The 24331-nt window shown below is 60.8% G+C and carries 19 protein-coding genes; 10 read left to right on the forward strand and 9 right to left on the reverse strand.

Going from position 1 to position 24331, the window contains the following annotated elements:
• The first annotated feature begins 13 nt into the window (after positions 1 to 13).
• From AC3IUF_RS15765 to AC3IUF_RS15780, 4 genes are read left to right on the forward strand one after another with little or no spacing between them, the layout of a single operon-like run.
• On the forward strand, positions 14 to 1552 hold the full coding sequence (locus AC3IUF_RS15765) for a TolC family protein (RefSeq protein ID WP_038361564.1): 1539 nt from the start codon (positions 14 to 16) through the stop codon (positions 1550 to 1552).
• Positions 1533 to 2306 (forward strand): efflux RND transporter periplasmic adaptor subunit, encoded by a 774-nt coding sequence (locus AC3IUF_RS15770; protein WP_007913315.1) that lies wholly within the window; start codon positions 1533 to 1535, stop codon positions 2304 to 2306. The genes AC3IUF_RS15765 and AC3IUF_RS15770 overlap by 20 nt, the downstream gene beginning before the upstream one ends.
• Entirely contained in the window at positions 2303 to 3649 is a 1347-nt protein-coding gene (locus AC3IUF_RS15775) for an efflux RND transporter periplasmic adaptor subunit (protein WP_007913317.1), read from the forward strand. The genes AC3IUF_RS15770 and AC3IUF_RS15775 overlap by 4 nt, the downstream gene beginning before the upstream one ends.
• Positions 3649 to 5745: a site-2 protease family protein gene (locus AC3IUF_RS15780; protein WP_489278546.1), complete on the forward strand. Its 2097-nt coding sequence runs from the start codon at positions 3649 to 3651 to the stop codon at positions 5743 to 5745. The genes AC3IUF_RS15775 and AC3IUF_RS15780 overlap by 1 nt, the downstream gene beginning before the upstream one ends.
• Positions 5746 to 5754: 9 nt before the next feature.
• On the opposite strand, the gene aspT is transcribed toward AC3IUF_RS15780, so the two are convergent.
• From aspT to AC3IUF_RS15795, 3 genes are all read right to left on the reverse strand, one after another.
• Complete coding sequence (gene aspT / locus AC3IUF_RS15785) at positions 5755 to 7446, reverse strand: aspartate-alanine antiporter (protein WP_489278547.1); 1692 nt, start codon at positions 7444 to 7446, stop codon at positions 5755 to 5757.
• Between the two features lie 24 nt (positions 7447 to 7470).
• Positions 7471 to 9084: a mechanosensitive ion channel family protein gene (locus tag AC3IUF_RS15790; protein ID WP_489278548.1), complete on the reverse strand. Its 1614-nt coding sequence runs from the start codon at positions 9082 to 9084 to the stop codon at positions 7471 to 7473.
• 96 nt (positions 9085 to 9180) lie between these two features.
• Positions 9181 to 10296, reverse strand: a complete 1116-nt coding sequence (locus tag AC3IUF_RS15795) for an AI-2E family transporter (protein WP_007913325.1) — start codon at positions 10294 to 10296, stop codon at positions 9181 to 9183.
• 132 nt (positions 10297 to 10428) lie between these two features.
• Here AC3IUF_RS15795 and AC3IUF_RS15800 point away from each other — a divergent pair, with 132 nt between their 5' ends.
• Complete coding sequence (locus tag AC3IUF_RS15800; RefSeq protein ID WP_414894295.1) at positions 10429 to 11706, forward strand: OmpP1/FadL family transporter; 1278 nt, start codon at positions 10429 to 10431, stop codon at positions 11704 to 11706.
• Positions 11707 to 11715: 9 nt separating this feature from the next.
• On the opposite strand, the gene AC3IUF_RS15805 is transcribed toward AC3IUF_RS15800, so the two are convergent.
• Positions 11716 to 12321 (reverse strand): TetR/AcrR family transcriptional regulator, encoded by a 606-nt coding sequence (locus AC3IUF_RS15805; RefSeq protein WP_007913329.1) that lies wholly within the window; start codon positions 12319 to 12321, stop codon positions 11716 to 11718.
• Between the two features lie 157 nt (positions 12322 to 12478).
• Here AC3IUF_RS15805 and AC3IUF_RS15810 point away from each other — a divergent pair, with 157 nt between their 5' ends.
• The 5 genes from AC3IUF_RS15810 to AC3IUF_RS15830 all read left to right on the forward strand — a co-directional run bounded on the left by AC3IUF_RS15810 (position 12479) and on the right by AC3IUF_RS15830 (position 20406).
• The gene (locus AC3IUF_RS15810; RefSeq protein WP_489278550.1) at positions 12479 to 13861 is read left to right on the forward strand and encodes an aspartate aminotransferase family protein; all 1383 of its coding nucleotides are present in this window, start codon (positions 12479 to 12481) and stop codon (positions 13859 to 13861) included.
• A 369-nt stretch (positions 13862 to 14230) separates the two neighbouring features.
• On the forward strand, positions 14231 to 15934 hold the full coding sequence (locus tag AC3IUF_RS15815; protein ID WP_489278551.1) for an amidase: 1704 nt from the start codon (positions 14231 to 14233) through the stop codon (positions 15932 to 15934).
• 330 nt (positions 15935 to 16264) lie between these two features.
• Positions 16265 to 17560 carry an OprD family porin gene (locus AC3IUF_RS15820; protein ID WP_489278552.1) on the forward strand — a complete coding sequence of 432 codons (1296 nt, stop codon included), beginning with the start codon at positions 16265 to 16267 and terminating at the stop codon, positions 17558 to 17560.
• Positions 17561 to 17782: 222 nt separating this feature from the next.
• A complete protein-coding gene (locus AC3IUF_RS15825; protein ID WP_489278554.1) occupies positions 17783 to 20011 on the forward strand; it encodes a TonB-dependent siderophore receptor in 2229 nt (742 codons plus the stop codon).
• 185 nt (positions 20012 to 20196) lie between these two features.
• Entirely contained in the window at positions 20197 to 20406 is a 210-nt protein-coding gene (locus AC3IUF_RS15830; protein WP_489278556.1) for a hypothetical protein, read from the forward strand.
• A gap of 339 nt (positions 20407 to 20745) precedes the next feature.
• Here the strand turns inward: AC3IUF_RS15830 and AC3IUF_RS15835 are convergent, their stop codons facing one another.
• The 5 genes from AC3IUF_RS15835 to AC3IUF_RS15855 form a co-directional block, all read right to left on the reverse strand.
• Entirely contained in the window at positions 20746 to 21243 is a 498-nt protein-coding gene (locus AC3IUF_RS15835) for a GNAT family N-acetyltransferase (RefSeq protein ID WP_007913340.1), read from the reverse strand.
• A 138-nt stretch (positions 21244 to 21381) separates the two neighbouring features.
• A complete protein-coding gene (locus AC3IUF_RS15840; protein WP_489278557.1) occupies positions 21382 to 21978 on the reverse strand; it encodes a DinB family protein in 597 nt (198 codons plus the stop codon).
• A 17-nt stretch (positions 21979 to 21995) separates the two neighbouring features.
• On the reverse strand, positions 21996 to 23111 hold the full coding sequence (zapE, locus tag AC3IUF_RS15845; RefSeq protein WP_007917390.1) for a cell division protein ZapE: 1116 nt from the start codon (positions 23109 to 23111) through the stop codon (positions 21996 to 21998).
• Between the two features lie 22 nt (positions 23112 to 23133).
• A complete protein-coding gene (locus tag AC3IUF_RS15850; protein ID WP_007917392.1) occupies positions 23134 to 23475 on the reverse strand; it encodes a nuclear transport factor 2 family protein in 342 nt (113 codons plus the stop codon).
• A 54-nt stretch (positions 23476 to 23529) separates the two neighbouring features.
• A complete protein-coding gene (locus tag AC3IUF_RS15855; RefSeq protein WP_007917394.1) occupies positions 23530 to 24246 on the reverse strand; it encodes a helix-turn-helix transcriptional regulator in 717 nt (238 codons plus the stop codon).
• Between the last annotated feature and the right edge of the window lie 85 nt (positions 24247 to 24331).

Below are 24331 nucleotides of genomic sequence, written 5' to 3' on the forward strand. Positions count from 1 at the left end.
CAAAGGAATGAACATGCGCCTACACGCGAACCGGCTTCTCAGTACCGCCATCGCTTCTGCACTGTTGCTCAGTGCTTGCTCATCAACGGAGCCGAAACCCTCCACCGACGAAGAAAACCGTCAACGCATCATCGCCGACCAGTCACGCATGTATTCCGGTCAGGAGCCGGTCACCGCGCCGATCACCTTTTACGAAGCCGCCGCGCGGGCCCTGAAATACAACCTCGACTACCGTCTCAAACTCATGGAAAGCGCGCTTGCCTCGGACCTGCGCGATGTTTCCAGCCATGAAATGCTCCCGCGTCTGGTTGCCTCGGCCGGTTATGCCGGGCGTGACAATGATTCCGGCGGCACCTCGATCGGCATCGAAGACCGTCAGGTCAGCTTGCGTCCATCGACCTCCGAAGAACGCTATCGCGAAGTCTACGGTCTGGGTTTGAGCTGGAGTCTGCTGGATTTTGGCGTCGCGTATTACCGTACCCAGCAGAAATCCGACCAGATCCTCATGGCCGAAGAGCGCCGGCGCAAAGTCGCGCAGAACGTGCTGCAGGACGTGCGCAATGCCTATTGGCGGGCGCTCGGCGCCCAGCGTTTGATGCCGGAAGTCGACAAACTGCTGATGCGCACCCACACCGCACTGACCTCGGCCCGCCAGGCGGAAACCCGTGGCCTGCTGCCGCGTCAGGAAATCCTCGCCTATCAGCGCGCGCTGCTCGATTCGATCTACTTGCTGACCGTGCGCCGGCAGGATCTGGAGTTCGCTCAAGCCGAGCTATCGGCGCTGATGTCGCTGCCGCCGGGTTCGAAAATGATCCTCGCCGACATGCCCGACCCGCCGCTGCCGGAAGTGCGCCAGAGCATGGCGCGGCTGGAACAGCTGTCGTTGGAAAATCGACCGGAAATCATGGAAGAGTGGTACCGCAAACGCGTCAATCAAAAGGATCTGGAGATCGCCAAGGCGCAGCTATGGCCGAACGTCAGCGTCGATTTCGGCTACAAGTACGATTCCAACAAATACCTCTACAACAACGACTGGATGAGCACCGGTCTGCAAGTGTCGATGAACCTGATTCGTCTGCTGCAACTGCCGTCGTTGAACGCGGCGGAAAAATCCCAGAGCGAAACCGACGACACCCGGCGCGTGGCGCTGTCGATGGCGATTCTCACCCAAGTGCGGGTCGGCACCCTGCGCTATCAACTGGCGCGGCAGGAGGTCGAGTTTGCCGAAGACAGCCTGCGCGTCGATCGCAGCCTGCTCGATTATGCGCAAGCGGCGAAAACCGGTGCGTTGGGCTCGGAACTGGAAGTGATTCGCTCCGAGGGACGTTATCTGCTCTCGCGTTATCAGCGTGAAGCGGCGTTCTCCAGTGCGCAGGCCGCATGGGGGCGGATGTACAACTCGGTCGGGCTGGACGTGCTGCCCAAGGAAATCTCGCAACACGACATCAAGACCCTGGCCCGGGAAATCCAGCGCACCTTGAACGAACAAGAACAACAACGTCTGCTCGCTGCCACTTCGCAAGGAACGCCGAATGCGCAAAATCGCCCTTGAGTGCCGTTTCGGGGCCCTGTTGTTGGCCAGTCTGATCGTCCCTGCCCACGCTGAAGAAACGACTTCGGCACCCACACTGGAAAGCGCCAGTGCGATTCGCGTGTTGCTCGCCGCCGAACTGGAAACCACCCTGTCCAGCCAAATGGCCGGCACCTTGGGCGAACTGAAAGCCGGGTTCGGCGAACAGGTCGCCAAGGCCCAATTGCTAGCCCGCTTCAACTGCAATGAAGCCGAAGCGCGCGCGAAAGTCGCGGCGGCGGAGCTGGCCATGGCCAAACAGAACCTGCAGGCCAAACAACAACTGCGCCAACTCAACGCGGTGGGCGATATCGAAGTGTCGATGGCCAACACCGAAGTGCAAAAGGCCGACGGCGCGCGGGCCATGGGCGCGGCGCAAAGCAGTTACTGCCAGGTGCTCGCACCGTTTTCCGGGCGTGTGGCCAAGGTTTACGTCAAGCCTTACCAAACGGTTACGGCCGGCACGCCGCTGTTCGATCTGGTCAGTGACGGTGCACTGAAGGTGCGCCTGAACGTACCGTCCAACCTGCTGAAAACCCTCAAGCCCGGCCTGCCGCTGCAGGTCAGCATCCATGAAACCGGCAAGACCTATCCGGCCCATGTCAGCGGCATCAACTCACGCGTCGATGCAGTAGCGCAAACCGTTGAACTGGAAGCGAAGCTCGACAACAAGTACCCCGACTTGATGGCCGGCATGAGCGGCACCGCGCAGTTCGAGCAAGACGCGCGCCCATGACCATGAACGAGCCGTTGCCTCACCCTCACCTGCTGCTCGAACTCGATGCGCTGCGTGATAAAGCCATGGCCGCTGACTCGCTGAACAGCCTGGCGTTCAGCATGGCCAACGACCTGTACCCGCTGCTGCCCTTTCATCAGGCGCTGGTGTTCGCCCAGCGTGAGTCATCGCTGGAGCTGTTGAACGTCTCGGGGCTGTCACGGCCCAGCGAAGACTCGCCCTATCTGGTGTGGCTGCGGCGCGCCAGTCGCTGGGTCGCGGCGCAAGTACCCGATGCAGAGCCGGTGTGGCTGTCCCAGGACAGCGCCAGTCCACCGCTGGACATCGCCGAAGGCTGGAACGAATGGTGGCCGTCGGGGCTGTGGTGCGTGCCAGTGCAGGATCGCGACAATCAACGGTTGGGCTTATTGCTGCTGTTGCTGGAGCAGGAACCGCCGGCGCTGTTGTGGCACCACCTCAAGGGGCTGGTCAGCACCTGGGCCTATTGTTGGTCAGCGCTGACCCGGCGCAAGGGCTTGCGGCGCTGGCGGCCCAATCGCAAACAACTGCTGCTGGTGTTGATCGTGCTCGCGGCCCTGCTGCTGTTGCCGGTGCGGCAAACGGCTTTGGCGCCGACTGAAATCGTTTCGCGGCAGGCGCAGATCATCAGCTCACCGATTGATGGCGTGATCGAAAAGATACAGGTTCGACCCAATCAACCGGTGGAGGCTGGCACACCTCTGTTTGCGCTGGACGAAACCACCCTGCGCAGCCGCGCTGAAGTGCTCGGCAAAGAGGTCGCGGTGGCAGATGCCGAGTTGCAGGCAGCCAGCCAACGGGCCTTCGATAACCCGCAGAGCAAAAGCGAACTGACCTTGCTCGCCGGGCGCGCGCAGCAACGCCGGGCTGAGTTGGCAGCGGTGCAGGCGCAACTGAAACGTACACAAGTGTTGTCGCCAAAGGCCGGCGTCGCGGTGTTCAGCGACCCCAATGACTGGCTGGGCAAACCGGTGGTGACCGGCGAGCGCATCCTGCAAGTGGCTGACCCGACGCAACCGGCCATGCTGATTCAACTGGCCGTGGCCGATGCCATCGCCCTGGAACCGGGCGCCGAGGTCACGCTGTTTCTCACCGCTTATCCGCTAACGCCCCTCAAGGGGCAGATTCTGGAAACCAGTTATCAGGCGCGGCCCAGCGATGAGGGTGTGGTCGCCTACCGCTTGCTCGCCAGCATTGAGGGCGCCCCCGAACATGCGCGCCTCGGCCTGCACGGCACGGCGAAGCTTTACGGCGGGCGGGTCATGCTCGGTTATTACTTGCTGCGCCGGCCGCTGGCGACGCTGCGCGCCTGGAGTGGCTGGTAATGCTCGACCCGGCAGATCTGCCGGTGCCGCCGCTGCGCGAAGACTTGCGCCTGAGCGAAGCGGCCCATGGCAGCAACGGCGAACCGGCGTGGGTGATTCAGGACACGGTGATCAACCGTTTCTACCGCATCGGCTGGCTGGAATTCGAGTGCCTGCTGCGCTGGGGCCAGTCGCCGCGTCAGATCAGCGAGCAGATCGCCGAAGGCACCGCGCTGAAACCGGATGTCGAGCAAGTCCTCGATTTTCGCCAGTTCCTTGAACAGCATCAGTTGCTGCGCGCCGGTCCCGCTGCGCTTGAACGGCTCAAGAACAAAAGCGCAGAAGGCAGTTGGCTGACCTGGCGCTGGTGGCTGCACCATTACCTGTTTTTCCGCATACCGCTGCTGCGCCCGCAACAGCCGTTGCGATACCTGGCGCGAGCGCTGGGTTGGCTGTTTCATCCGCTCACCGGAATTATCGTGCTGAGTCTGAGCCTGCTTGGGATCATTCTGGTGTTGCAGCAGTGGGATGTGTTCACCAGCGCGGTGGTCGAGTCGTTTTCCACCGAGGGCCTGTTCAGTTTTGCCCTGGCGCTGATCGTCGCGAAAACCCTGCATGAACTCGGCCATGCCTTGGTCGCGACCCGGCTCGGTTTGCGCGTCGGGCACATGGGCATTGCGTTTGTGGTGATGTGGCCGATGCTCTACACCGACACCGGTGAGAGCTGGAAACTCAGCCGTTCACGGCAACGTCTGGCGATCGCTTCGGCGGGAATCGTGACCGAGTTGTCGCTGGCCGGACTGTCGACGCTGGGCTGGGCGTTGTGTGATCCCGGCGCGTTGCGCAATGCCCTGCTCTATCTGGCAACCACCAGTTGGCTGTTATCACTGGCGCTGAATGCCAGTCCGTTCATGCGCTTTGACGGCTACTTCATCCTTTCCGATTTGCTCGACTTTCCCAACCTGCATGAACGCGCTTCGGCGCTGGCGCGCGTCACCCTGCGGCGCAATCTGTTGGGTTTGCAGGAAGACTGGCCGGAAACGTTTCCGAGCGGTCAGCGGCGTTTGCTGGTGACCTTCGCAATCATCACCTGGGTTTATCGGCTGGTGCTGTTTCTGGGGATCGCGCTGGCGGTCTATCTGTTTTTCTTCAAGGTCTTGGGGATTTTCCTGTTCATGGTCGAACTGTCGTGGTTTATCGCCCTGCCCGTGATGCGCGAGCTGGGCCACTGGTGGAAAAACCGCGCGGCGATTCCGAGCCGGCGCAAAGTGGCGTTTTACGCGATGCTGCTGTTGATTCTGCTGGGTTTGGCGATGCCATGGCGCACGCAGATCGATGCGGTCGGCGTGGCCCGCGCCGAGCACCAGTTGCGCGTGTATGCGCCCTACCCGGCGCGCTTGCAATCGATTCACCCGCACGGCCCGGTCAAGGCTGGGGAAACCCTGGTTACCCTGGACGAGCCGGACATCGCCTCGCGCCTGCAATCCAGCGAAGCCAATGCGCGCAGCTATGAGGCGCGGCTGTCCGGGTTGATCGCCGATCCCGGCGGCCTGGCCGAAGACGCCGTGACTCGCCAGCGCCTCAATGTGCAATTCGAAGAAGCCCGCGCCGCCCGCTCGGAAATCGCCCGGCTGAACCTGCAAACGCCGTTTGCCGGGGTTTGGCTGGACGTCAATCCTGACTGGAAAGCCGGGCAATGGGTCGGCCGTCAGGAGTCGCTGGGTATGCTGATTGATCCGCGCAGTTGGCAGGTCGATGCTTATGTCGCGCAGGATCAGGTGCACCGCATGGCTACCGGAGATCACGTGCGTTTCTATGCCGATGGCCAGACCACGCCGTTGTCCGGCCGGGTCGTGCAAATCGGCAGCACCCGCGCCAGTCAGCTGTCGCACCGCATGTTGTCGTCACGCTTTGGCGGGCCCGTGCCGACGACCAATGCCGAACATGCGCTGATCCCGAGCAACGCGCTGTTTCAGGTGTTGATTCAGCTCGATGAGCCGTTGCCGAGCCTGCGCGAAACCCGCGGGCACCTGAAGATTGAGGGTGAGCGGCGCAGTTGGCTCGCCGACGGCGCGACTCATGTGCTGGCGGTATTGATGCGCGAAAGTGGTTTCTGACAATCCGCTCTAGCCAGCAACCACGAAGATGATAATCGGCCCGCACACCGCCAGCAGCACATTGGAAATCGCATAGCACACGGTGAAACCGATTACCGGAGTATTACTCCCCGACTGCTCGATGATCTTGTTCATCGATGCCGCTTCCGTCTGCGCGCCGGCCAAGGCGCCAAACAGGATCATCGGGTGCAGGCGCAGCACATAGCGACCGAAATACAACGCCACCAGTGGCGGCAAAATCGTCACCACTGCGCCGGACAGCAGCAATGCCAGCCCCTGCTCTTTCATTGCGGCAAACGCCGCCGGCCCGGCAAGCAAACCCACTACCGCACCAAACGCCGTCAGGCCAAACTCGGAAAACGCCCATTGCGCTGCGGGCGGCAGCGCGCCGATTTCCGGGTGGCGCGAGTTGTACCAGCCAATCACCAGCGCGGCGACCAACACCCCGCCGCCAATGCCCAGTTCCACCGGGATCATGCCGACATGGGTCGAGAGCAATCCCAGCAGTGAGCCGAGGACCATGCCCAGGGTGTGCATGGCGATATCGCTTTTGTAGTTGTTCTTGCGGATCCGCCCCAGGCGTTTGGCAATCGCCTCGACACTGGCAGTGCGCCCGGTCAGCGTCAGCACGTCGCCTCGGCGCAGCACCGTGTTGGGCAGCAGCGGCAGCTCGTAGCCCTGGCGGGAGATGGTGTTGACGAAACAGCCCAGGCGTCCATCACTGGCCAGCCGGTTTTTCGCTGCATGGATAGTCTTGCCGGCAAACTCGGCTGAAGTCAGGACGATGTCCACTTCGCGGGTGGGGAATGACAAGGACTCGGGGTGGTCGATTTCCGGCCCGACCCAGTGACTCAGCGTACCGACGGCATCACGCAAGGCATACACGCCAAGGACATCGCCGGCCATGAGAACGAAACTTTCATCACGCTCGATGATTTGCCCGGCCCGCACCACGCGCTCAACCGTCAATGAGTCATGCAGTTTTTCAAAATCGATGATGCGCTGGCCATCCGCCTGGCCATTGCTCGCCACTTGGTGAGCCCGCACGACGATGCGCGTGTAAGGCACGGTGATCGCCTCTTCTTCCTTGGCGATGCCCAGTTCCAGCTCCAGTTCACGCGCCGATTCGCGCAGATTCACCCCGAGCAGTTTCGGCGCGATGCTGCCGACAAACACGATCAAGCCGATGGTGCCGAACAGATAGGTGATGGCATACGCGATTGCCATGTGGCTGTTGAGTTGCGCCTTGGCCGCCGCATCAATCGTCAGTTGATTGATCGCGCTGGTCGCGGTGCCCATGATCGCCGTGTCGGTCAGCGCACCGGCACCGAGGCCTGCGGTGAACCCGGCGTCGAAATCGAACAGCGAGTACATCAGTAGAATCGCCCCCAGCGCAGTGGCGCACAGCACCACCGAGAGCAGCACCAGTTTCAGTGTGCCGCGATTGAGGCTGCCGAAAAACTCCGGGCCACTCTTGAACCCGACGGCGTAGATGAACATCACGAAAAACACTGACTTCAGGCCCGCCGGCACTTCCAGACCGATCTGCCCGATCAGCAAACCCATCAACAGCGCACCGGCCACCGAGCCGAGGTGGAAGCTGCCGATGTGAATCCGGCCGACGAACACGCCCAGGGCAATCGCCAGGAACACCGCGATTTCCGGGTCGGTGCGCAAGGCGTGCAGGATGAATTCGAGCATGGGGCGAACTCCTTTGAGCGGCGGTCACTGATCCTTCGGTTCTTGCGCGGGTGCTGTGTACCACTTTTCTCGCGGCACCCACTTTTCGCTCTGCGGATCGCCCAGATAGTGCGGCGACATGATCTGCACTCCGTATTCGTTGAACACGTCCTGGATATTGGCGTGGAGCATGCTCAGCAGCACCGCACGCGGGCGCGGCTGGCTTGGGATCGCTTGCGCGACCAGCCGGTATTCCGGGTAAAAATCCGACAACGCGGTCTGGAATACCTGCGCCGCAGGATCTTCGAGAATCCCCGGCGTACGCTTCGCCGCTTCCAGCAGCATCGCTTCGACCTGACGCCACGGCGTGTCGTAGCCGATGGTCACCACCGTATCCACCACATAACCGGGGCCTTGCACGGTGCGCGAGTAGTTTTTGGTGACCGTGCCGGTGATCATCGAATTGGGTAGCGTCAGCACTTCCCCCAGACCGGTGCGAATGCGCGTGGTGAACATGCCCAGCTCGGTGACGGTGCCTTCGTACTCGCCGATTTTGACGAACTCACCCGGACGCAAGGTGCGCGTGTAAGTGAGGATCAAACCAGCGGCGGCCTGCCCGACCACACTGGTCGCGCCGAGGGAAATCATCAGGCCGATCAGCACCGACAAGCCTTTGAACGCATCGGTACCGGCACCCGGCAGATACGGATAGGCCATCGCCAGAGCAAACAACCAGACCGCCAGCGCCGTCAGGCGTTGAGTCGGTTGCAGGGTTTCGTGATTGAGCCAGCTGAATGTTCCCGGCGTAGCCATGCGCCGCAGGATGCGTCGGGTGAACGCGGTGACGCCACGGGCGATAAAGAATATCGCCAGGGCTACGCCCAGTCCGGGAATCGCATCGACGATGCCTTGCAACAAATACCCGGCCAGCTCGAACAGATAGTTATTGAGGCTTTCGCCCCATGGCCGCGTGTAGGGAAAGCGCGACAGGACGAAACCCAGCCATTCATAGGTCAACAGCAAAATCAGCAGCCAGCGCAGCAGCAACAGCAGACGGCTGACCAGCGGATACAAGAAGTTGGAGTCGATCAGTTGCACCCGCCCGACCTTCAGTGCCTGAGTGTGGCGATCCATCAGTTCGGGGAGTTTTGCCAGCAGTTTGCGGCGCAGATACGCCAGGCCCCAAAGCAGCGCAAGGTAAATCAGCGTGGCCACGGCAGCCAGTGCCAACGAGCGCAGAATCAAGTCGAGACTGCGCGCTTCGCGGGTTTCATTGACCACTTGGCGGAGTTTTTCCGCCGCGCCCTCGGCAGCCTGTTGCACCGATGAATAGGCCAGCGTGTCGATGTCCTTGGGCGCGACGATGAAGGCGCGTTTAGAACCGATCAGCACCAGATAGCTGTTCTGGATCGGATCAATGCTGACGTTGAGGTCCTCGCCTTCATCCAGCGCCTCACTGATGACCATTTTCGCCCGTTTGACCCGCGAGGCCGGCGCTTCGCCGAGGATGGTGGCGCGAAACAGCATGATGCTGCGATTGGCGACCTTCAGCTCAACCGCCTCGTCGGCCGGTTTTGTCGCCTCATCAGCCGCCCAGCCGAGCCCGCTCCAGAGCGCCGCGAACAGCACTATCCATACCGCCAGCAGCCTGCTTCGCATGCGCCTGTTTCCTTACGCCCAAGTGTCAGAGAGGGATACGTAAGGCAGCGTAGTTGAGCGATGAACGGTTGTCAGATTCCCGCGCACCGATAAATGTCACGGCAGATTTTCTTTGCGCTGGCTCTCCAGAAGCTCGGTGACATCGGCCGGTTGATACACCCAGCCGATGAACAACTCATAACCGACCGCCAAAATCACCGGGCCGATGAACAGACCAATAATACCGCTGGTGACCATGCCCCCGAGCGCACCGATCAGCACCACCGGCATCGGCACCGCAACGCCGCGTCCCAGCAACATCGGCTTGAGCACATTGTCGGAAAGCCCGGCAATCGCCATCCACACCGCAAAGATAATCGTGCTGGCGCTGACCCCGTCCTGCGCGAAGACATAAATCACGATGGGCAGCGTGATCAGCAGCACCGGCAATTGGGTGATGCCCAACAGCAACACCATCAAGGCGAGAATACCGGCCGCCGGTACACCCATGACCACCAGCGCCACGCCGACCAGCAGCATCTGAATAAACGCGATGCCGACTACGCCCTGCGCTACGGCGCGGATGGTTGCCGTGCACAGTTCGGCGATTTGCGGGCCACGCACCGGACCGGAAATGCGTGTGGTGATGGCCACTGCCGTGCGATGCCCGCGCTCGCCGTGGGTCATGACCAATCCGGCGATGATCAGCGCAATCACAAACACCACGATCCCGGCACCGACGCCAGCGGCTTGATGCAATAACACTTTGCCCCAGTTGGACAGGTGCGGTGCCAGCTCCTTGAACGCCCAGCTCAAGTCTTGCGAGGCGTGTTGCCAGATGCCGTAAACCGGCGCACCGATCAGCGGCCAGTTCTCGACGCTGGCCGGTGGTGGCGGGATCTCGAACTGGCCTGCCTCCATCGTGTGCATGCCGACTTTCACCGAATCGGCAACGGAAGCCCCGAGCAGGCTCAGCGGCACCATCAGAATCAGCAACCCCAGCAGCACCAGCAAGATCGCCGCCCAACCGTAGCGGTTGCCTAGCTTTGCGCCGAGCTTCTGATTGAGTGGATACAGGGTGATCGCGAGGATCAGCGCCCACAGCATGACATTCAGAAACGGATGAAAGATGTCGTAGCAGAACAACACCAGAATGGTGATCAGACCCGCGCGTATCAGTACGTCCAGCAGTGCTCTGGAACTGTGAAAGGTGATCAGCGGTTTGTCTTCCATGTCGGCGCTCCTGAGTGGGCCATCGATGAACCGCTGTGAGCCTAGTTCACATCCGGTACATCGTCTCGACTGGTGCGCACGCCAAATCGCGACTAAACCTGAAGGCTGATCTGCATTGATAAGGAATTCGCGATGAAGTCGACGCACTCACTGATCATTCTTGCGCTGGCAGGCACTGGCGGTCAGGCACTGGCGGGCGGTATCGATCTGTATGAAGCAGGTCAGGAAGGCGCCGGTCTGGCCAATGCCGGCTCGGCGGCGCTGGCCACTGACCCGAGCGTGTTGATGAGTAACCCGGCCGGCATTGCTGCACTCAAGGGCACGCAAATCAGCTTGACCGGTCAGGCCATATTTGGCGGCCTGGGTTTTGATCGCGACAGTGACAACGACTTTTCCGGCAACGAGGGCGGCAATCCGCTGCCGCTCCTGCCGGGCACCAGTTTCTTTATCAGCCATGAGCTCAATGATCGCGCCAGTATCGGCTTCGGTATGTACGGCAACTTCGGCCTGAGCGTGAAATACGACGATGACTGGGCCGGCCGCTACTTCAGCCAGGAATCGACATTGATCGGTATTTCGATGCAGCCGACCTTCGCCTACAAGATCACCGACGATCTTTCGATGGGCATCGGACCGCGTCTGGTCTATGGCTACTACTACACAAAAATGGCCATCGACAATAACGCCTTCCTGCCGGGCACACCGTTTCAGGAGGATGGCAAGTTGCAGTACAAGGACACCGACATCGGCACCGGGATCAACCTCGGCCTGCGCTATCAGTTAAATGAACGCACCACTGTCGGCCTGGCTTACACCAGCAAGGTCAAACTTGAGTTCAAGGACTCACCTTCCGTGCATGGCATTCGCAATCCGCTGCTCAATCTGGCGCTGTCGCGGCTGGACGTCGACGACCTGGAAATCGACATGAACATCCCGCAGACCGCGACCCTGAGCATTGCCCATCAGTTGAACGAACAGTGGACGCTGTTGAGTTCGGTGAACTGGCAGGACTGGAGCGACTTTGCCGACATCGGCGTGTCGGTGGATACGGCGGCAGGCGACGTTTCACGTTCGGTCGACCGCAAGTATCAGGACACCTGGCACCTGTCGATCGGCGCACAGAACCAGATCAGCCCGAAACTGCGCTGGAACATGGGCGTGGGTTACGACAGCTCCGCCGTGAAGGACAAGGATCGCACCGTCGACAACCCGATGAACGAGACCTGGCGGCTGGCGACCGGGCTGAGCTACAAACTGGCCGAAGACACCGACCTCAACCTCAATTACACGCTGGTCTGGCTGGGCGACATGGATGTGCAACAGACCAAACGCAATGGGCAGACGCTGTCGGGGAGTTATCCCAATAGCGCGCTGCACATTGTTGGCGGTGGCGTGACGTGGCGATTTTGATCGGGGCGCTCAGCGCTCCAGCATACCGTGACACAACAGGTTCAAAACCCCGCGCATGTGCAAGGCATGCGCGGCCCTGTCCGGGACTTCCTGCGTTGCCAACCGAATGAACGCCATGTTCGCGTATTGGTTGAACAGGGTTGCCACCACGTCAAGATCGATCGATTCGCGCACTTTTCCCGCTTGCTGGAAATGCAAAAGCAGCGCTTTGGTCTCTTCGATCACGGCCGCGTTCCATGGACTCATCGCCTCGGCCAGCTCACCGGTCAGTAGAAACGGCGCCAGTTCCCGCCACAACGAAGCCGGCATTGCCTGTAGCTGGTAATCGGTCATCAACCCTTCGAACTCGCACAGCGCCTCCAGGGGATCGCTGTCCTCGTCCAGATTGGCCCGCGCTTCGCGCATGGCTTGCTCGTCGGGTTGCTTGAGCAAGGCCAGCAGAATCTCCTGCTTGCCGCCGAAATAATTCACCACTGTGGGTGCGGAAACGCCCGCCTGGACCGCGATCTGCTCCAGCGTGGTCGCCGCAAAGCCATTGCTTTTGAACAGCTCAAGCGCCGCCTCGGCAATCACCTGCCGGCGTTGTTCCTTCTGCCGCTCTCTGAGTCCGCTCATGTTGCCTCTGATGATCCTTGCCAATGGCTCTCAGCCTACGGAGATCTTTTTTCACCGACAAATATTTTCTTTACAAAAATATTTTTAGATGACAAAACTTTGTCCGTGCAGCGCTGCGACGAACGCACTCACTTGCCCTTTGCTCTGGAGATCCGCCATGTCCGCCGAATTCGATTCGACCCGCAGTACCCGCGATTACCAAGCCGCTGACGCCGCTCACCACATCCACGCGTTCGTCGACCAGAAGGCCCTCAACGAGGAAGGCCCGCGGGTGATGGTCAGCGGCGATCGGCTGGCGTTGTGGGACAACGACGGCAAGCGTTACCTGGACGGCATGTCCGGCCTGTGGTGCACCAACCTCGGTTACGGGCGCAAGGATCTCGCCGCTGCCGCCACCGCGCAGCTGGAACAACTGCCCTACTACAACATGTTCTTCCACACCACTCACCCGGCGGTGATCGAGCTCTCCGAACTGCTCTTCAGCCTGCTGCCCAAGCACTATAGCCACGCGATCTACACCAACTCCGGCTCCGAAGCCAACGAAGTGCTGATCCGCACCGTGCGCAAGTTCTGGCAGGTGATGGGCCAACCCGAGAAGAAAATCATGATCGGCCGCTGGAATGGCTACCACGGCTCGACCCTGGCTGCGACGGCGCTGGGCGGGATGAAATTCATGCACGAAATGGGCGGCAGCATTCCCGATGTCGCGCACATCGATGAGCCGTACTGGTTCGCCCATGAAGGCAACCTCAGCCCGGAAGAATTTGGCTTGCGCACGGCGCGGCAACTGGAAGAGAAGATTCTCGAACTGGGCGCCGACAAGGTCGCGGCGTTCGTCGCCGAACCGTTTCAGGGTGCGGGCGGCATGATCATTCCGCCGGCGACGTACTGGCCGGAGATCCAGCGTATCTGCCGTCAATACGATGTGCTGCTGTGTGCGGACGAAGTGATTGGCGGTTTCGGCCGCACCGGTGAATGGTTCGCGCATCAGACATTCGGGTTCGAGCCCGACACCCTGTCGATCGCCAAAGGCCTGACCTCCGGCTACATCCCCATGGGTGGCCTGATTCTGTCGCGGCGCATGGCCGATGCATTGGTCGAGAAAGGCGGCGTGTTTGCCCACGGCCTGACCTACTCCGGCCACCCGGTCGCGGCCGCCGTGGCGATTGCCAACCTCAAGGCCTTGCGTGATGAGGGCGTGGTGGCTCAGGTAAAAACCGACACCGGCCCGTACCTGCAAAACTGCCTGCGCGAAGTGTTTGGCAATCACCCGTTGGTGGGTGAGATTCAGGGGGTTGGTCTGGTGGCGGCGTTGCAATTTGCTGAGGACAAGGCCACCCGCAAGCGCTTTGCCAATGAAAACGATATCGCCTGGCGTTGCCGCACGATTGGTTTTGAGGAAGGGCTGATCATTCGGTCGACACTGGGGCGGATGATCATGGCGCCGGCGCTGGTCGCCACGCGTGCGGAGCTGGATGAGCTGATCGACAAGACGCGGATTGCGGTGGATCGGACGGCGCGGGAGTATGGGGTGCTGTGATCGTCTGAGGACGTACCTGTCTTCTGGGAACGCAACAAATCCCTGTGGGAGCTGGCTTGCCAGTGATGGCGATAGTTCAGACACTTCATTATCGAATGGGCTGGCCCCATCGCTGGCAAGCCAGCTCCCACATGGATCTACAGCGGACACGAATTTTGCATACCCCGCAGCCCCTGTAGGAGTGAGCCTGCTCGCGATGGCGTCGGTCGGGTTGAAAACAGGCAAGAGATCAATCCCGCCGATTACTCCGCACGCGGCTTGGTGTTAAATAGGCGCCAGTCTTAACCTTGTCGCTTATAGCTGTGCAACGAGAACCGATATGAACACCCATTCCAGGATAAACACCCAAATTCAAACAGCGGTGAGCGCATGATCGAAGTCACCGAGGTTTCCATTGCCCAACTGCGTGCCGCCCTTGAGTCCGGGCAGACCACCGCAGTCGAGCTGGTCCAGGCCTATCTGGCCCGTATCGACGCCTACGACGGTGCCGACACAGCAACGGCGCTGAATGCCGTAGTCGTGCGCAACCCTGAAGCGTTGAACGAAGCACAGGCCTCCGATGCCCGTCGCGCCAAAGGCGAAACCCTCGGCCCGCTCGACGGCATTCCTTACACCGCCAAGGACAGCTACCTGGTCAAGGGCCTGACCGCCGCGTCCGGCAGCCCGGCCTTCGCTGATCTGGTTGCCTATCGCGATGCCTTCACCATCGAACGCCTGCGCGCGGCCGGGGCAATTTGCCTGGGCAAGACCAACATGCCACCGATGGCCAATGGCGGCATGCAACGCGGCGTCTACGGTCGCGCTGAAAGTCCTTACAACGCCGATTACCTGACCGCGCCGTTTGCCTCCGGCTCGTCGAACGGTGCCGGCACCGCCACTGCTGCGAGTTTCGCTGCATTCGGTCTGGCTGAAGAAACCTGGTCGAGCGGGCGTGGCCCGGCGTCGAACAATGGCTTGTGCGCCTACACGCCGTCGCGCGGGGTGATCTCGGTGCGCGGCAACTGGCCGTTGACGCCGACCATGGACGTGGTCGTGCCTTACACACGGACCATGGCTGACCTGCTTGAAGTCCTCGACATCGTCGTCGCCGAAGACCCGGACACCCGTGGTGACCTCTGGCGCCTGCAACCGTGGGTGCCGATCCCCAGCGTCAGCGAGGTGCGCCCCGCCGCTTACGCCGATCTGGCCGCCGACGCCAAAGCGCTGGCCGGCAAACGTTTCGCGGTACCGCGCATGTTCATCAATGCCGACCCTGAAGCCGGCACCAGCGAAGCACCGGGCATCGGTGGCCCGACCGGCCAACGCATCAATACCCGTGAGTCGGTGATCGACTTGTGGAAACAGGCGCGTCAGGCACTCGAAGCTGCCGGTGCCGAAGTCATCGAAACCGATTTCCCGCTGGTCTCCAACTGCGAAGGCGATCGTCCCGGCGCGCCAACCGTGTTCACCCGAGGTCTGGTCTCGAAAGAGTTCCTTCACCATGAGTTATGGGATCTGACCGCTTGGGCGTTCGACGACTTCCTGCAAGCCAACGGCGACCCGAAACTCAATCGTCTGGTTGACGTCGACGGGCCGAAAATCTTCCCGCACGACCCGGGTACCCTGCCCAACCGTGAAGGCGATCTGGCTGCCGGCATGGACGAATACGTGCGCATGGCCGAGCGCGGCATCACGCCGTGGAATGAAATCCCCACCGTGCCCGATGGCCTGCGTGGCCTGGAACAGACTCGGCGCATCGACCTCGAAGACTGGATGGACACACTGGGCCTCGACGCCGTGCTGTTCCCGACGGTTGCTGATGTCGGCCCGGCGGACGCCGATGTAAACCCTGAGTCGGCCGACATTGCCTGGAGCAACGGTATCTGGGTGGCCAACGGCAACCTTGCAATCCGCCACCTCGGCGTACCGACCGTGACCGTGCCGATGGGCGTGATGGCCGACATCGGCATGCCGGTCGGCCTGACCTTCGCCGGCCGCGCCTACGACGACTCGAACCTGCTGCGCCTGGCTGCAGCGTTTGAATCGACCGGCAGCGAACGCCAGATCCCGCCACGTACGCCGCCATTGTCGTAACGCGCTTAAAACTGTAGGAGCGAGCCTGCTCGCGAAAGCGGTGTGTCAGCTTGGATAAACTTGACTGACACACCGCCATCGCTGGCAAGCCAGCTCCCACAGATTTCAGCTCCAGTCACAAAATCCACATTCATCCCACATTTTTTTGTGTGATGCCAAGATCGGTGGGTACACCATAGATCCCTGTGGGAGCTGGCTTGCCAGCGATGGCGTCAGCACTATCACAACCTCTTGACCTTACAGCCACAGCAATTCAGCACATCCGCTCAATCCCCTGCCCTGCATTCCCGCGATCATCCCAGCCATCTTCATTGCCGCTGGCCACCGACCATGATCGACCGCGCCCCTTCACGCCTCACCCTCCTCGCGCTGCTCTGCGGTCTGAACTCAACCGCCCACGCCAGCGGTTTTTTCGACGATGCCAAAAGCGAAGTGCTCACCCGCAATTTCTACTTGAGCAACGACTATCGCTCGCCCTCACCCTCCGGCAAAAACTATAAACAAGAATGGGCTCAAGGCTTTATCGGCACTTTCTCATCCGGTTTCACACTTGGAACGATCGGTTTCGGCATCGATGCCCACGCCTTCGCCGGGCTGAAACTGGACGGTGGCAAAGGGCATTCCGGGACCGGTCTGCTGCCGGTCGATAGCGAAGGTCGCAGCGAAAATGACTACTCCAGCGCGGGCGGCGCACTCAAGCTGAAAACCTCGCGCACCACCCTCGCCTTCGGTGAAATGACCGTCGAAACCCCGGTGTTCGACACTTCCGACAAACGCTTGCAACCGGAGTACGCCACCGGTTTTCTGCTCAACAGCGCCGAGTTCGATCACCTTAATCTGGTGGCCGGGCATTTCACCGCGTTCAAGAATCAGGACAGTTCATCCGGCAAAGGCGATTTCTACGGCTATGGCGCCAACACCGAGGCTGGCGGGATCAGTTTTCTCGGTGCTGATCTGTTCAGCGATAGCCCCGTCGGCGGCGCGCTGTACGCCTCAGACCTCAGCGACACATGGCACCAGTACTACGGCAATCTGCACTTCAAGCAATCGGGCGTGCTGCTCGACGCCAACCTCTACCACACCCGCGACACCGGCCGGGCGCTGGCCGGCGCCATCGACAACACCGCGTTCAGCCTGTCCGGCAAATACACCTTCGGCCCCCACGCGGTGATGCTCGGCTGGCAACGGATCAATGGCGACACGCCGTTCGATTTCGTTGGCGGCGACTCGATCTACCTCGCCAACTCGATCAAATACGCCGACTTCAACGGCGCCAACGAACGCTCCTGGCAGGCGCGCTACGACCTCGACCTCGGCGCCTTCGGCATCCCCGGCCTGAACTTCATGACCCGCTACGTCAGCGGCAGCCACATCGACGGCACCCACGCGCCAAAGGGCGGCTCCTACAATCCGTTCGACCCTGACGGCGGAAACTACCAGCCGCAGCAAGGCGATGGCGGCAAGCATTGGGAGCGCGATATCGATTTGAAGTACGTCGTGCAGTCGGGCGCGGCAAAGGACCTGTCGGTGCAGGTATCGCATGTCTCGCACCGGGCCAACGAGGCGCAGGCGGGTGATGATATCGACCGGATCTATGTCGTGATCCAGTACCCGCTGGGCTTCTGACTCAACACGAATCAGGGCCAGACCACGTTGCGTTTTTTGGATCAAAAGATCGCAGCCTTCTGCGCGCCTACAGATCTCCGTCCAGGCGCGCAGAAGGCTGCGATCCTTTGCTTTTGAAATACCTGCAAATAACAATATTTCTCGTTTGACACTAAATCCCCGCCCTCCCCCTCGTCTTTGAACAAACGGAATTTTTCCCTCAAAGACAAGGAGTCGGCTGCGATGTTCGCGCCCATTACCCGTTCCATGACCCTCACCCTCGGCCTGTGCAGCGCTGCATTCAGCGCCGATCTGCTGGCTGAAACCGAAGCCGAAAAACCGCCGCAGCCTGCGAACACGGCGCTTGAGCTGGCCGCGACCAACGTCAGTGCACAAGGTCTGGGCACCACCACCGAGAACACCGAGTCCTATACCACCGGCGCCATGAGCACGGCGACGCGCCTGAACCTGTCGATCAAGGAAACCCCGCAATCGGTGTCGGTGATCACCCGTCAGCAGATGGATGATTTCAAACTCGGTACATTGTCCGAGGCCATGCGCCAGACCACGGGCATTGTGGTGCAGCATCTGGATTCGGATAGGGTCAGTTATTCGTCGCGCGGTTATGCGATCAATAATTTCCAGATCGACGGGATGCTCAACACCTTTGATCGCATGAAGTCCGATTCCGACACCATCATCTACGACCGTATCGAGGTGGTGCGCGGTGCCACGGGCCTGACCACGGGGGCCGGTGATCCATCGGCGACCATCAACATGGTGCGCAAGCGTCCGACCGCGCAGTGGCAGGCGCTGGCCGGGGTCAGTGGTGGCAGCTATGACAATTATTACAGCTACGTCGATGTCGGCGGGCCGCTGGCGTTCGACGGACGCTTGCGCGGGCGCACGGTGTTGGCCTATCGCGACAACCAATCGATCAAGGACAAATACGCGCTGCAACGCGAGGTCGGTTATGGCGTGCTTGAGGCGGATCTGAGCGATTCCACCGTGCTGGCGGTCGGTTACGACTATCAGAACAAGCATGTGCAAGGCTCGTCCTGGGGCACCGTGCCTTACTGGAATGCCGATGGCAGCAAGGCCGGTCTCGGCCGTTCGACCAACATGGCGACGTCGTGGAGTTCCTGGCCGCTGCAGGACAAAACCGCGTTTGCCACCCTCGATCAGCAACTGGCCGGCGGCTGGCGCCTGAAAGCTGCGTACACCCACCGCGACAGCGCGAGCGACGGCAAGGTGTATTACGGCGGTGGCGGTTTCCCCGAGGCCGACCGCAGCGGCATGCTCGCTTACACCTCGCACATGATCGGCACGCAGAAAATGCAGGCGTATGACTTCAATGTCTCCGGCCCCTACTCGCTGCTCGGCCGTGAGCACGAAATGATGTTCGGCTATGGCGAGGCCGAACGCCGCTCGAACTCGCCGTACACCATTGCCGGCGCACAACCCAGCGATTACGGAAAAATCCGCGACTGGAAGTACATGGGCGATATCGCCAAATTCAGCGACACCGTCACCGACCTCACCGGCTCCAAGGACAATACCCGACAGAAAGCCGGCTACATCGCCACACGCCTGAGCCTGGCTGATGATCTGCACGCCGTGCTCGGCAGCCGATACGGCAGCTGGGAAGCGTCCAGCACCAGCAACCGTTACGACGCCAGCCGGCAACTGACCAAGGTCGATTACACCAGCCAGAAACAGAACGACGTCTGGACGCCTTACGCCGGCCTGCTGTACGACTTGACCCCGGAGTACACGGCATACGTGAGTTACACCGACATCTTCAAACCCCAAGGCAACCGCGACAAGAACCGCAAATACATCGACCCCGTTGTCGGCAAAAACTATGAAGTGGGCGTCAAGGGCAGTTTGCTCGAGGAACGCCTGAACCTGTCCACGGCGGTGTTCTGGAGCAAGCAGGACAACGTCGCCGAACTCGATAACTCGGTACCGGCGGATCCGGTTACCCGTGAGCAGTTCTACAAATCCGGCGGCAAAGGCAACAAGGTCAACGGCTTTGAGGCTGAAGTATCCGGCGAAATCCTGCAGGGCTGGAACATGACCGCCGGTTACACCTATACCCACTCGGTCGACGGCGACAGCGAGCGCACCAACACCAGTGAGCCGATGAATCTGCTGCGCGTCTCCACCGCGTACCGTTTACCGGGCGAATGGCAGGCGCTGACCGTAGGCGGTGCGGTGAACTGGCAGAGCGATGTGTATGGCACGTCGAGCCGACCGGTCGGCGGCGACACTCAGGAGGCACGCATCAACCAGAGCGCGTACACCGTGGTCAACCTGATGTCGCGCTACGCGTTCGATCGCCACCTGTCGGCGTCGCTGAACGTCAACAACCTGTTCGACAAGAAGTATTACGACAATGTCGGCTTCTATAACGGCGTGTATTGGGGCGACCCGCGCACGGTAACGGTGAGTCTCGACTGGAAGCTCTAAGCCTTTCCCTTCGACGCGGCGTGCCTTCGCCTGACGGGCGCCGCGTCTGTCTGATACCGCCCCGCAACATGCTGCAAAACCTACACTGAACGGGCGTTAACCCGGTGTTAATTCATGCCACCCAGACTCTCTTCCGAGATCTGCTTCATGGACGAACGGCTCCCACTTTTTCAGTAGGAGGCACCATGAAAATCACCACCGTAATCCTTGCCGGGCTGTTTGCCCTGGCTTCTGCCAGCGTCTTTGCCGAAGGCGGCGCTGAGCGTATGCGTTATTACTACGACAACTTCCCGGTTCACCACGCCCAGAGCGCGCAGCAGAGCGACGCCAACGCGAAAGAAATTCGCGTTCCCGCCGACCAGACTGCGCAAGTGACCGAGTCCTATCGCGACTGAGATTGACCGAGCAACCGATGGACCTTCCGTGGCTCCGCTCTGGCCCGGGAGAAGACAGTTTGGCGCCCTGATTCGGGCGCCTTTTTTTATGGGCATTGAGTGGGGTGTTCGACCTTATGCTGTCGCGAGTTCGCAGATTGGGTTGGGTCAGCAAGATCCGCCCCCCTCACCCCAGCCCTCTCCCCAAAGGGACGAGGGGGAAAGGGAGCCGATTTTCATGCTTTTCAAACCTACGTTCGGCTCGATGTTTCAGGTCGGCGTACCTTGCCCAAACACCTCGGTCAGTCCCCTCTCCCTCTGGGCGGTCCGACGTTTCGGGAGGGTTAGGGTGAGGGGCTTCTAGGCTTGGAGGTTTTTGATCCAGAACAGCATCTGCCCATGATCCGGGTCGAACATGCCCGGCGCGAAGCCGAACTTGCGGTAAGAACCCTGAGCCACAGCGTTGCCTTCCAGCACTTCAAGGGTGATTTTGCAGCAACCGCGCTGGCGAGAGATCTCCTCGACTTTCTGCAGCATTTTCTGACTCAGACCGAGGCCGCGGAATTTGCCCACCACCGCCACGTCATGGACGTTGACCAACGGTTTGCAGGCGAACGTGGAGAACCCTTCAAAGCAGTTCACCAGCCCCGCCGGCTCGCCCCCGACAAAGGCCAGCACGCTGAACGCATGCGGGCGTCGGGCCAGCTCTTCGGGGAGCCGACGCAACAGGTCAGGGTCGAGCGAATGACCGCCGCCCATCGGGTCTTCTGCGTAATGATTGAGCACGATACCGATGGCCTCGGCGTGCGTTGGATTGCTGTAGCTGGCTTGAAGCACAAGAATCTCTGCGGAATCCATTTCCATCCCCGAACACACAAAAGCCCCGGCGCGCAAAGTGCGCACTGAAAGGCTGTCTGACCTTAGCGCGGGGGTGATCGAGCGGGCAACCCGCAAATGCAAAAGATCAAAAGATCAAAAGATCAAAAGATCAAAAGATCAAAAGATCGTCCGATCGCGGCCCCAGATCAACTCTTCAGTCCAGCCCAGTTCGGCGAAGTCTTCGGCGCGCAGGCCGCTCTCGCCGGCACAGAAAAACTCATCCAGTTGCGGCGGCTTGACCTCTGTGTCACTGAGCATCGCATGCACCTGGCCTCGGTGATGAATCTGGTGTTCAAACAGGTGCGACAGCATGCGCAAACGGCTGTCGTGCTGCGGCGTGTCGCGGGCAATGGTGACAATCCGGGCCAGATCGCCATCGCGCAGTTGCTCGCAATAGGCAATCAGCCGTCGATCAACGTGAGCCTGCTCTTCACGCAACTGCGCGCCCTCGGTAAACGGCTCATCCGCATTGAAAAACACGTAGCAGTCGGGATGCGGCTCAGCCCCGCGCAACTCGCGTTCCAGTGCATCGACGTAGAACCAGTCGCAGGTGAGGATGTGATTAAGGGTCAGACGAATGCTCGGGAAGAAACTCGCCCGGGGGGCGGCCAGATCTGCCGCACCGAGCTGGCGCCAGGCCTTGGCCAAACGATGATTGGCCCAGGCATTCTGGTAGGCCATGGTCAGCAAATGATGGGAAAGCGGTTGGCTCATGTCGGCGCCCTCTTCACTCACGTTTCGGCAAAGCGCTGCAGTTGCATCTCCTGCAGGCGACTGAGGGTGCGGCGGAACGGGAATTCCAGATAACCCTCGGTGTACAGCGCGTCCATTGGCACTTGCGCCTCGATGTACAGCGGCACTTTACGGTCATAGCACTCGTCGACCAGCGCGATGAAACGCCGCACACCGTCATCGTGAACCGACAATTGCGGCAGCTCGCGATCACCGGCCACCACCCGCTGCGCGCCATCTTCGGTGCCGCGCGCGATGCGCCCTTCACGTTTCTGTGCGCTGAGGTTCGGCACCTCGCTCAACAGAATAGCCGTGTAGCGATCGCACAGCGCGATGAAATCCATGGCGGCGAACGGCTGCTCGCAAAGATCCGCATAGCGACACCACAACACCGACTCGCTGGCCTGCACGACGTTCAACTGACGATGACCGACCGACACGGGTTCGGTGCTGGCTGGCTGCCCGGCGGTCAACGCCTGAAAGACTTCGTCCAGCGCGCTGACCGGCGACGTGATCACAAAGTAGCGTTGCAGGCCGGCCCCTGGATGCAAGCGGTGATCCTCGGCGCCATTCACCGCCACCACCTGCATATGCGCCTTGATCGCGGCAATTGCCGGTACGAAGCGATCGCGGTTGAAGCCATCGGCGTACAGATCATCCGGCGGCAGATTGGAGGTGCAAACGATGACCACGCCTTCGTCGAACATCACCTGAAACAGCCGACCGAGAATGATCGCGTCGCCGATGTCGTTGACGAACAGCTCATCGAAGCACAGCACCCGCACCTCCGCCGCCAGCTCTTTGGCCAGCGCGCGCAACGGATCGGCAATCCCGGTCAACTGGAACGAGCGCTGATGCACCCAGCCCATGAAGTGATGAAAGTGTTGGCGTCGCGCCGGCACCCGCAGACTCTGATAGAACTGATCCATCAGCCAGGTCTTGCCGCGCCCGACCGGCCCCCACAGGTAAACGCCGGTGACCGAACGGGCACCGGCGTGCAGGGCTTCATGGCATTTTTGCAGCGCCCAGACCGCGTGTTCCTGGGCTTCGTCCTGGACAAAGCCCTTGTGTTGAACGGCGTGTTGCCAGGCGCTGAGGGGAGTGTCGAAAGTCATGCGCGGCAGTATGCCACGATGCTTACAGGGAAATATCCAGGCGGGCGATTTTGCCCTGTTCGTTCAAGCGAAACGTATAGCGCAACTGGGCCGGGCTGCCGGGGAATGTCCCGGAAATCAGCCCGTGTACCAGCACCTTGCCGGTGCGCTGCTGGACGTCGAGCACTTCGACCCGTGGCTGATAGCGTTGCCCGGTGTCTTGCATCCATTGCGCGATGGCTTGCGGGCCGACCTGATGCTGGCCCTCGTCGAACACGTTGGCATCCTCGGCAAAAAAACTGCCGACCCGCGAGGTATCGCGTGCGTTGGCCGCATCGATATACGCAGCGATCGCCGGGGCCAGTGTAGAGACAGGATGTGACATGGTTGCAGCTCCTTTTTTTGTTTGGTTCTGCGACCATCCTAAATCAGCGCTGCGTCAGTTTTTGTCAGGAGTGAAGCGCCCACTTTCGTCCAGCTGCATCTGCTCGCGCCAAGTGCGTAACAGGTCGCTGCGCCGCCCCGGATAACTGTCGCCCTGGCGGCTAGCGGCGCTGATGCGGTCGGTTCGAAAAGTGCGGTAGGCGCTGCGCAATTCGCACCACGCGACGATGATCCGCACCTCATTGAGGAAGCCCAGCGCCAAGGGCCAGATCAGCCGCTGACTGGGCACCTGTTGCGCGTCGGCGTAATCGATGTGCAGTTTGGCCTGGTCGCGGATAGCGTGGCGGAACACGTTCAATGGCACGGCGTTTTGTGGAAAACCATAACCCGGCGGGCCCGGCATCACGGTTGGATTACGCAGCGCTTCCTGCGCTTGTGGATCGAGCACTGCGGCAATTTTCGCCAGCGCATCCGCCGCTGCTTTGCCGAGGACTTCATCACCGCGCTGATCGACATAACGCAAGCCGAGGACGATGGCTTCGGTCTCATCGGCGTTGAGCATCAGCGGCGGCAAAAACAGGCCGCTGCGCAGCACATAACCGATCCCGGCTTCACCATGGATCGGCGCGCCGAGGGCGGTCAGCTCAGCAATATCGCGATAGAGCGTGCGCTCGGACACTTCCAGCTCGGCGGCCAGCGTTGCCGCCGTCACCGGGCGCTTTTTGCCGCGCAGCACTTGCAGCAAAGTCAAAAGACGAGTGGTACGCGACACGATGGTCAGGCTCTACTGGAAAAGTGGTCGCAGCTTAGCAGAGGCTGGTGTCAGAAAATGGCAGGAGCCTTTGCTGAAAATGTGG

It is taken from the genome of Pseudomonas sp. KH_040, from assembly GCF_057839305.1.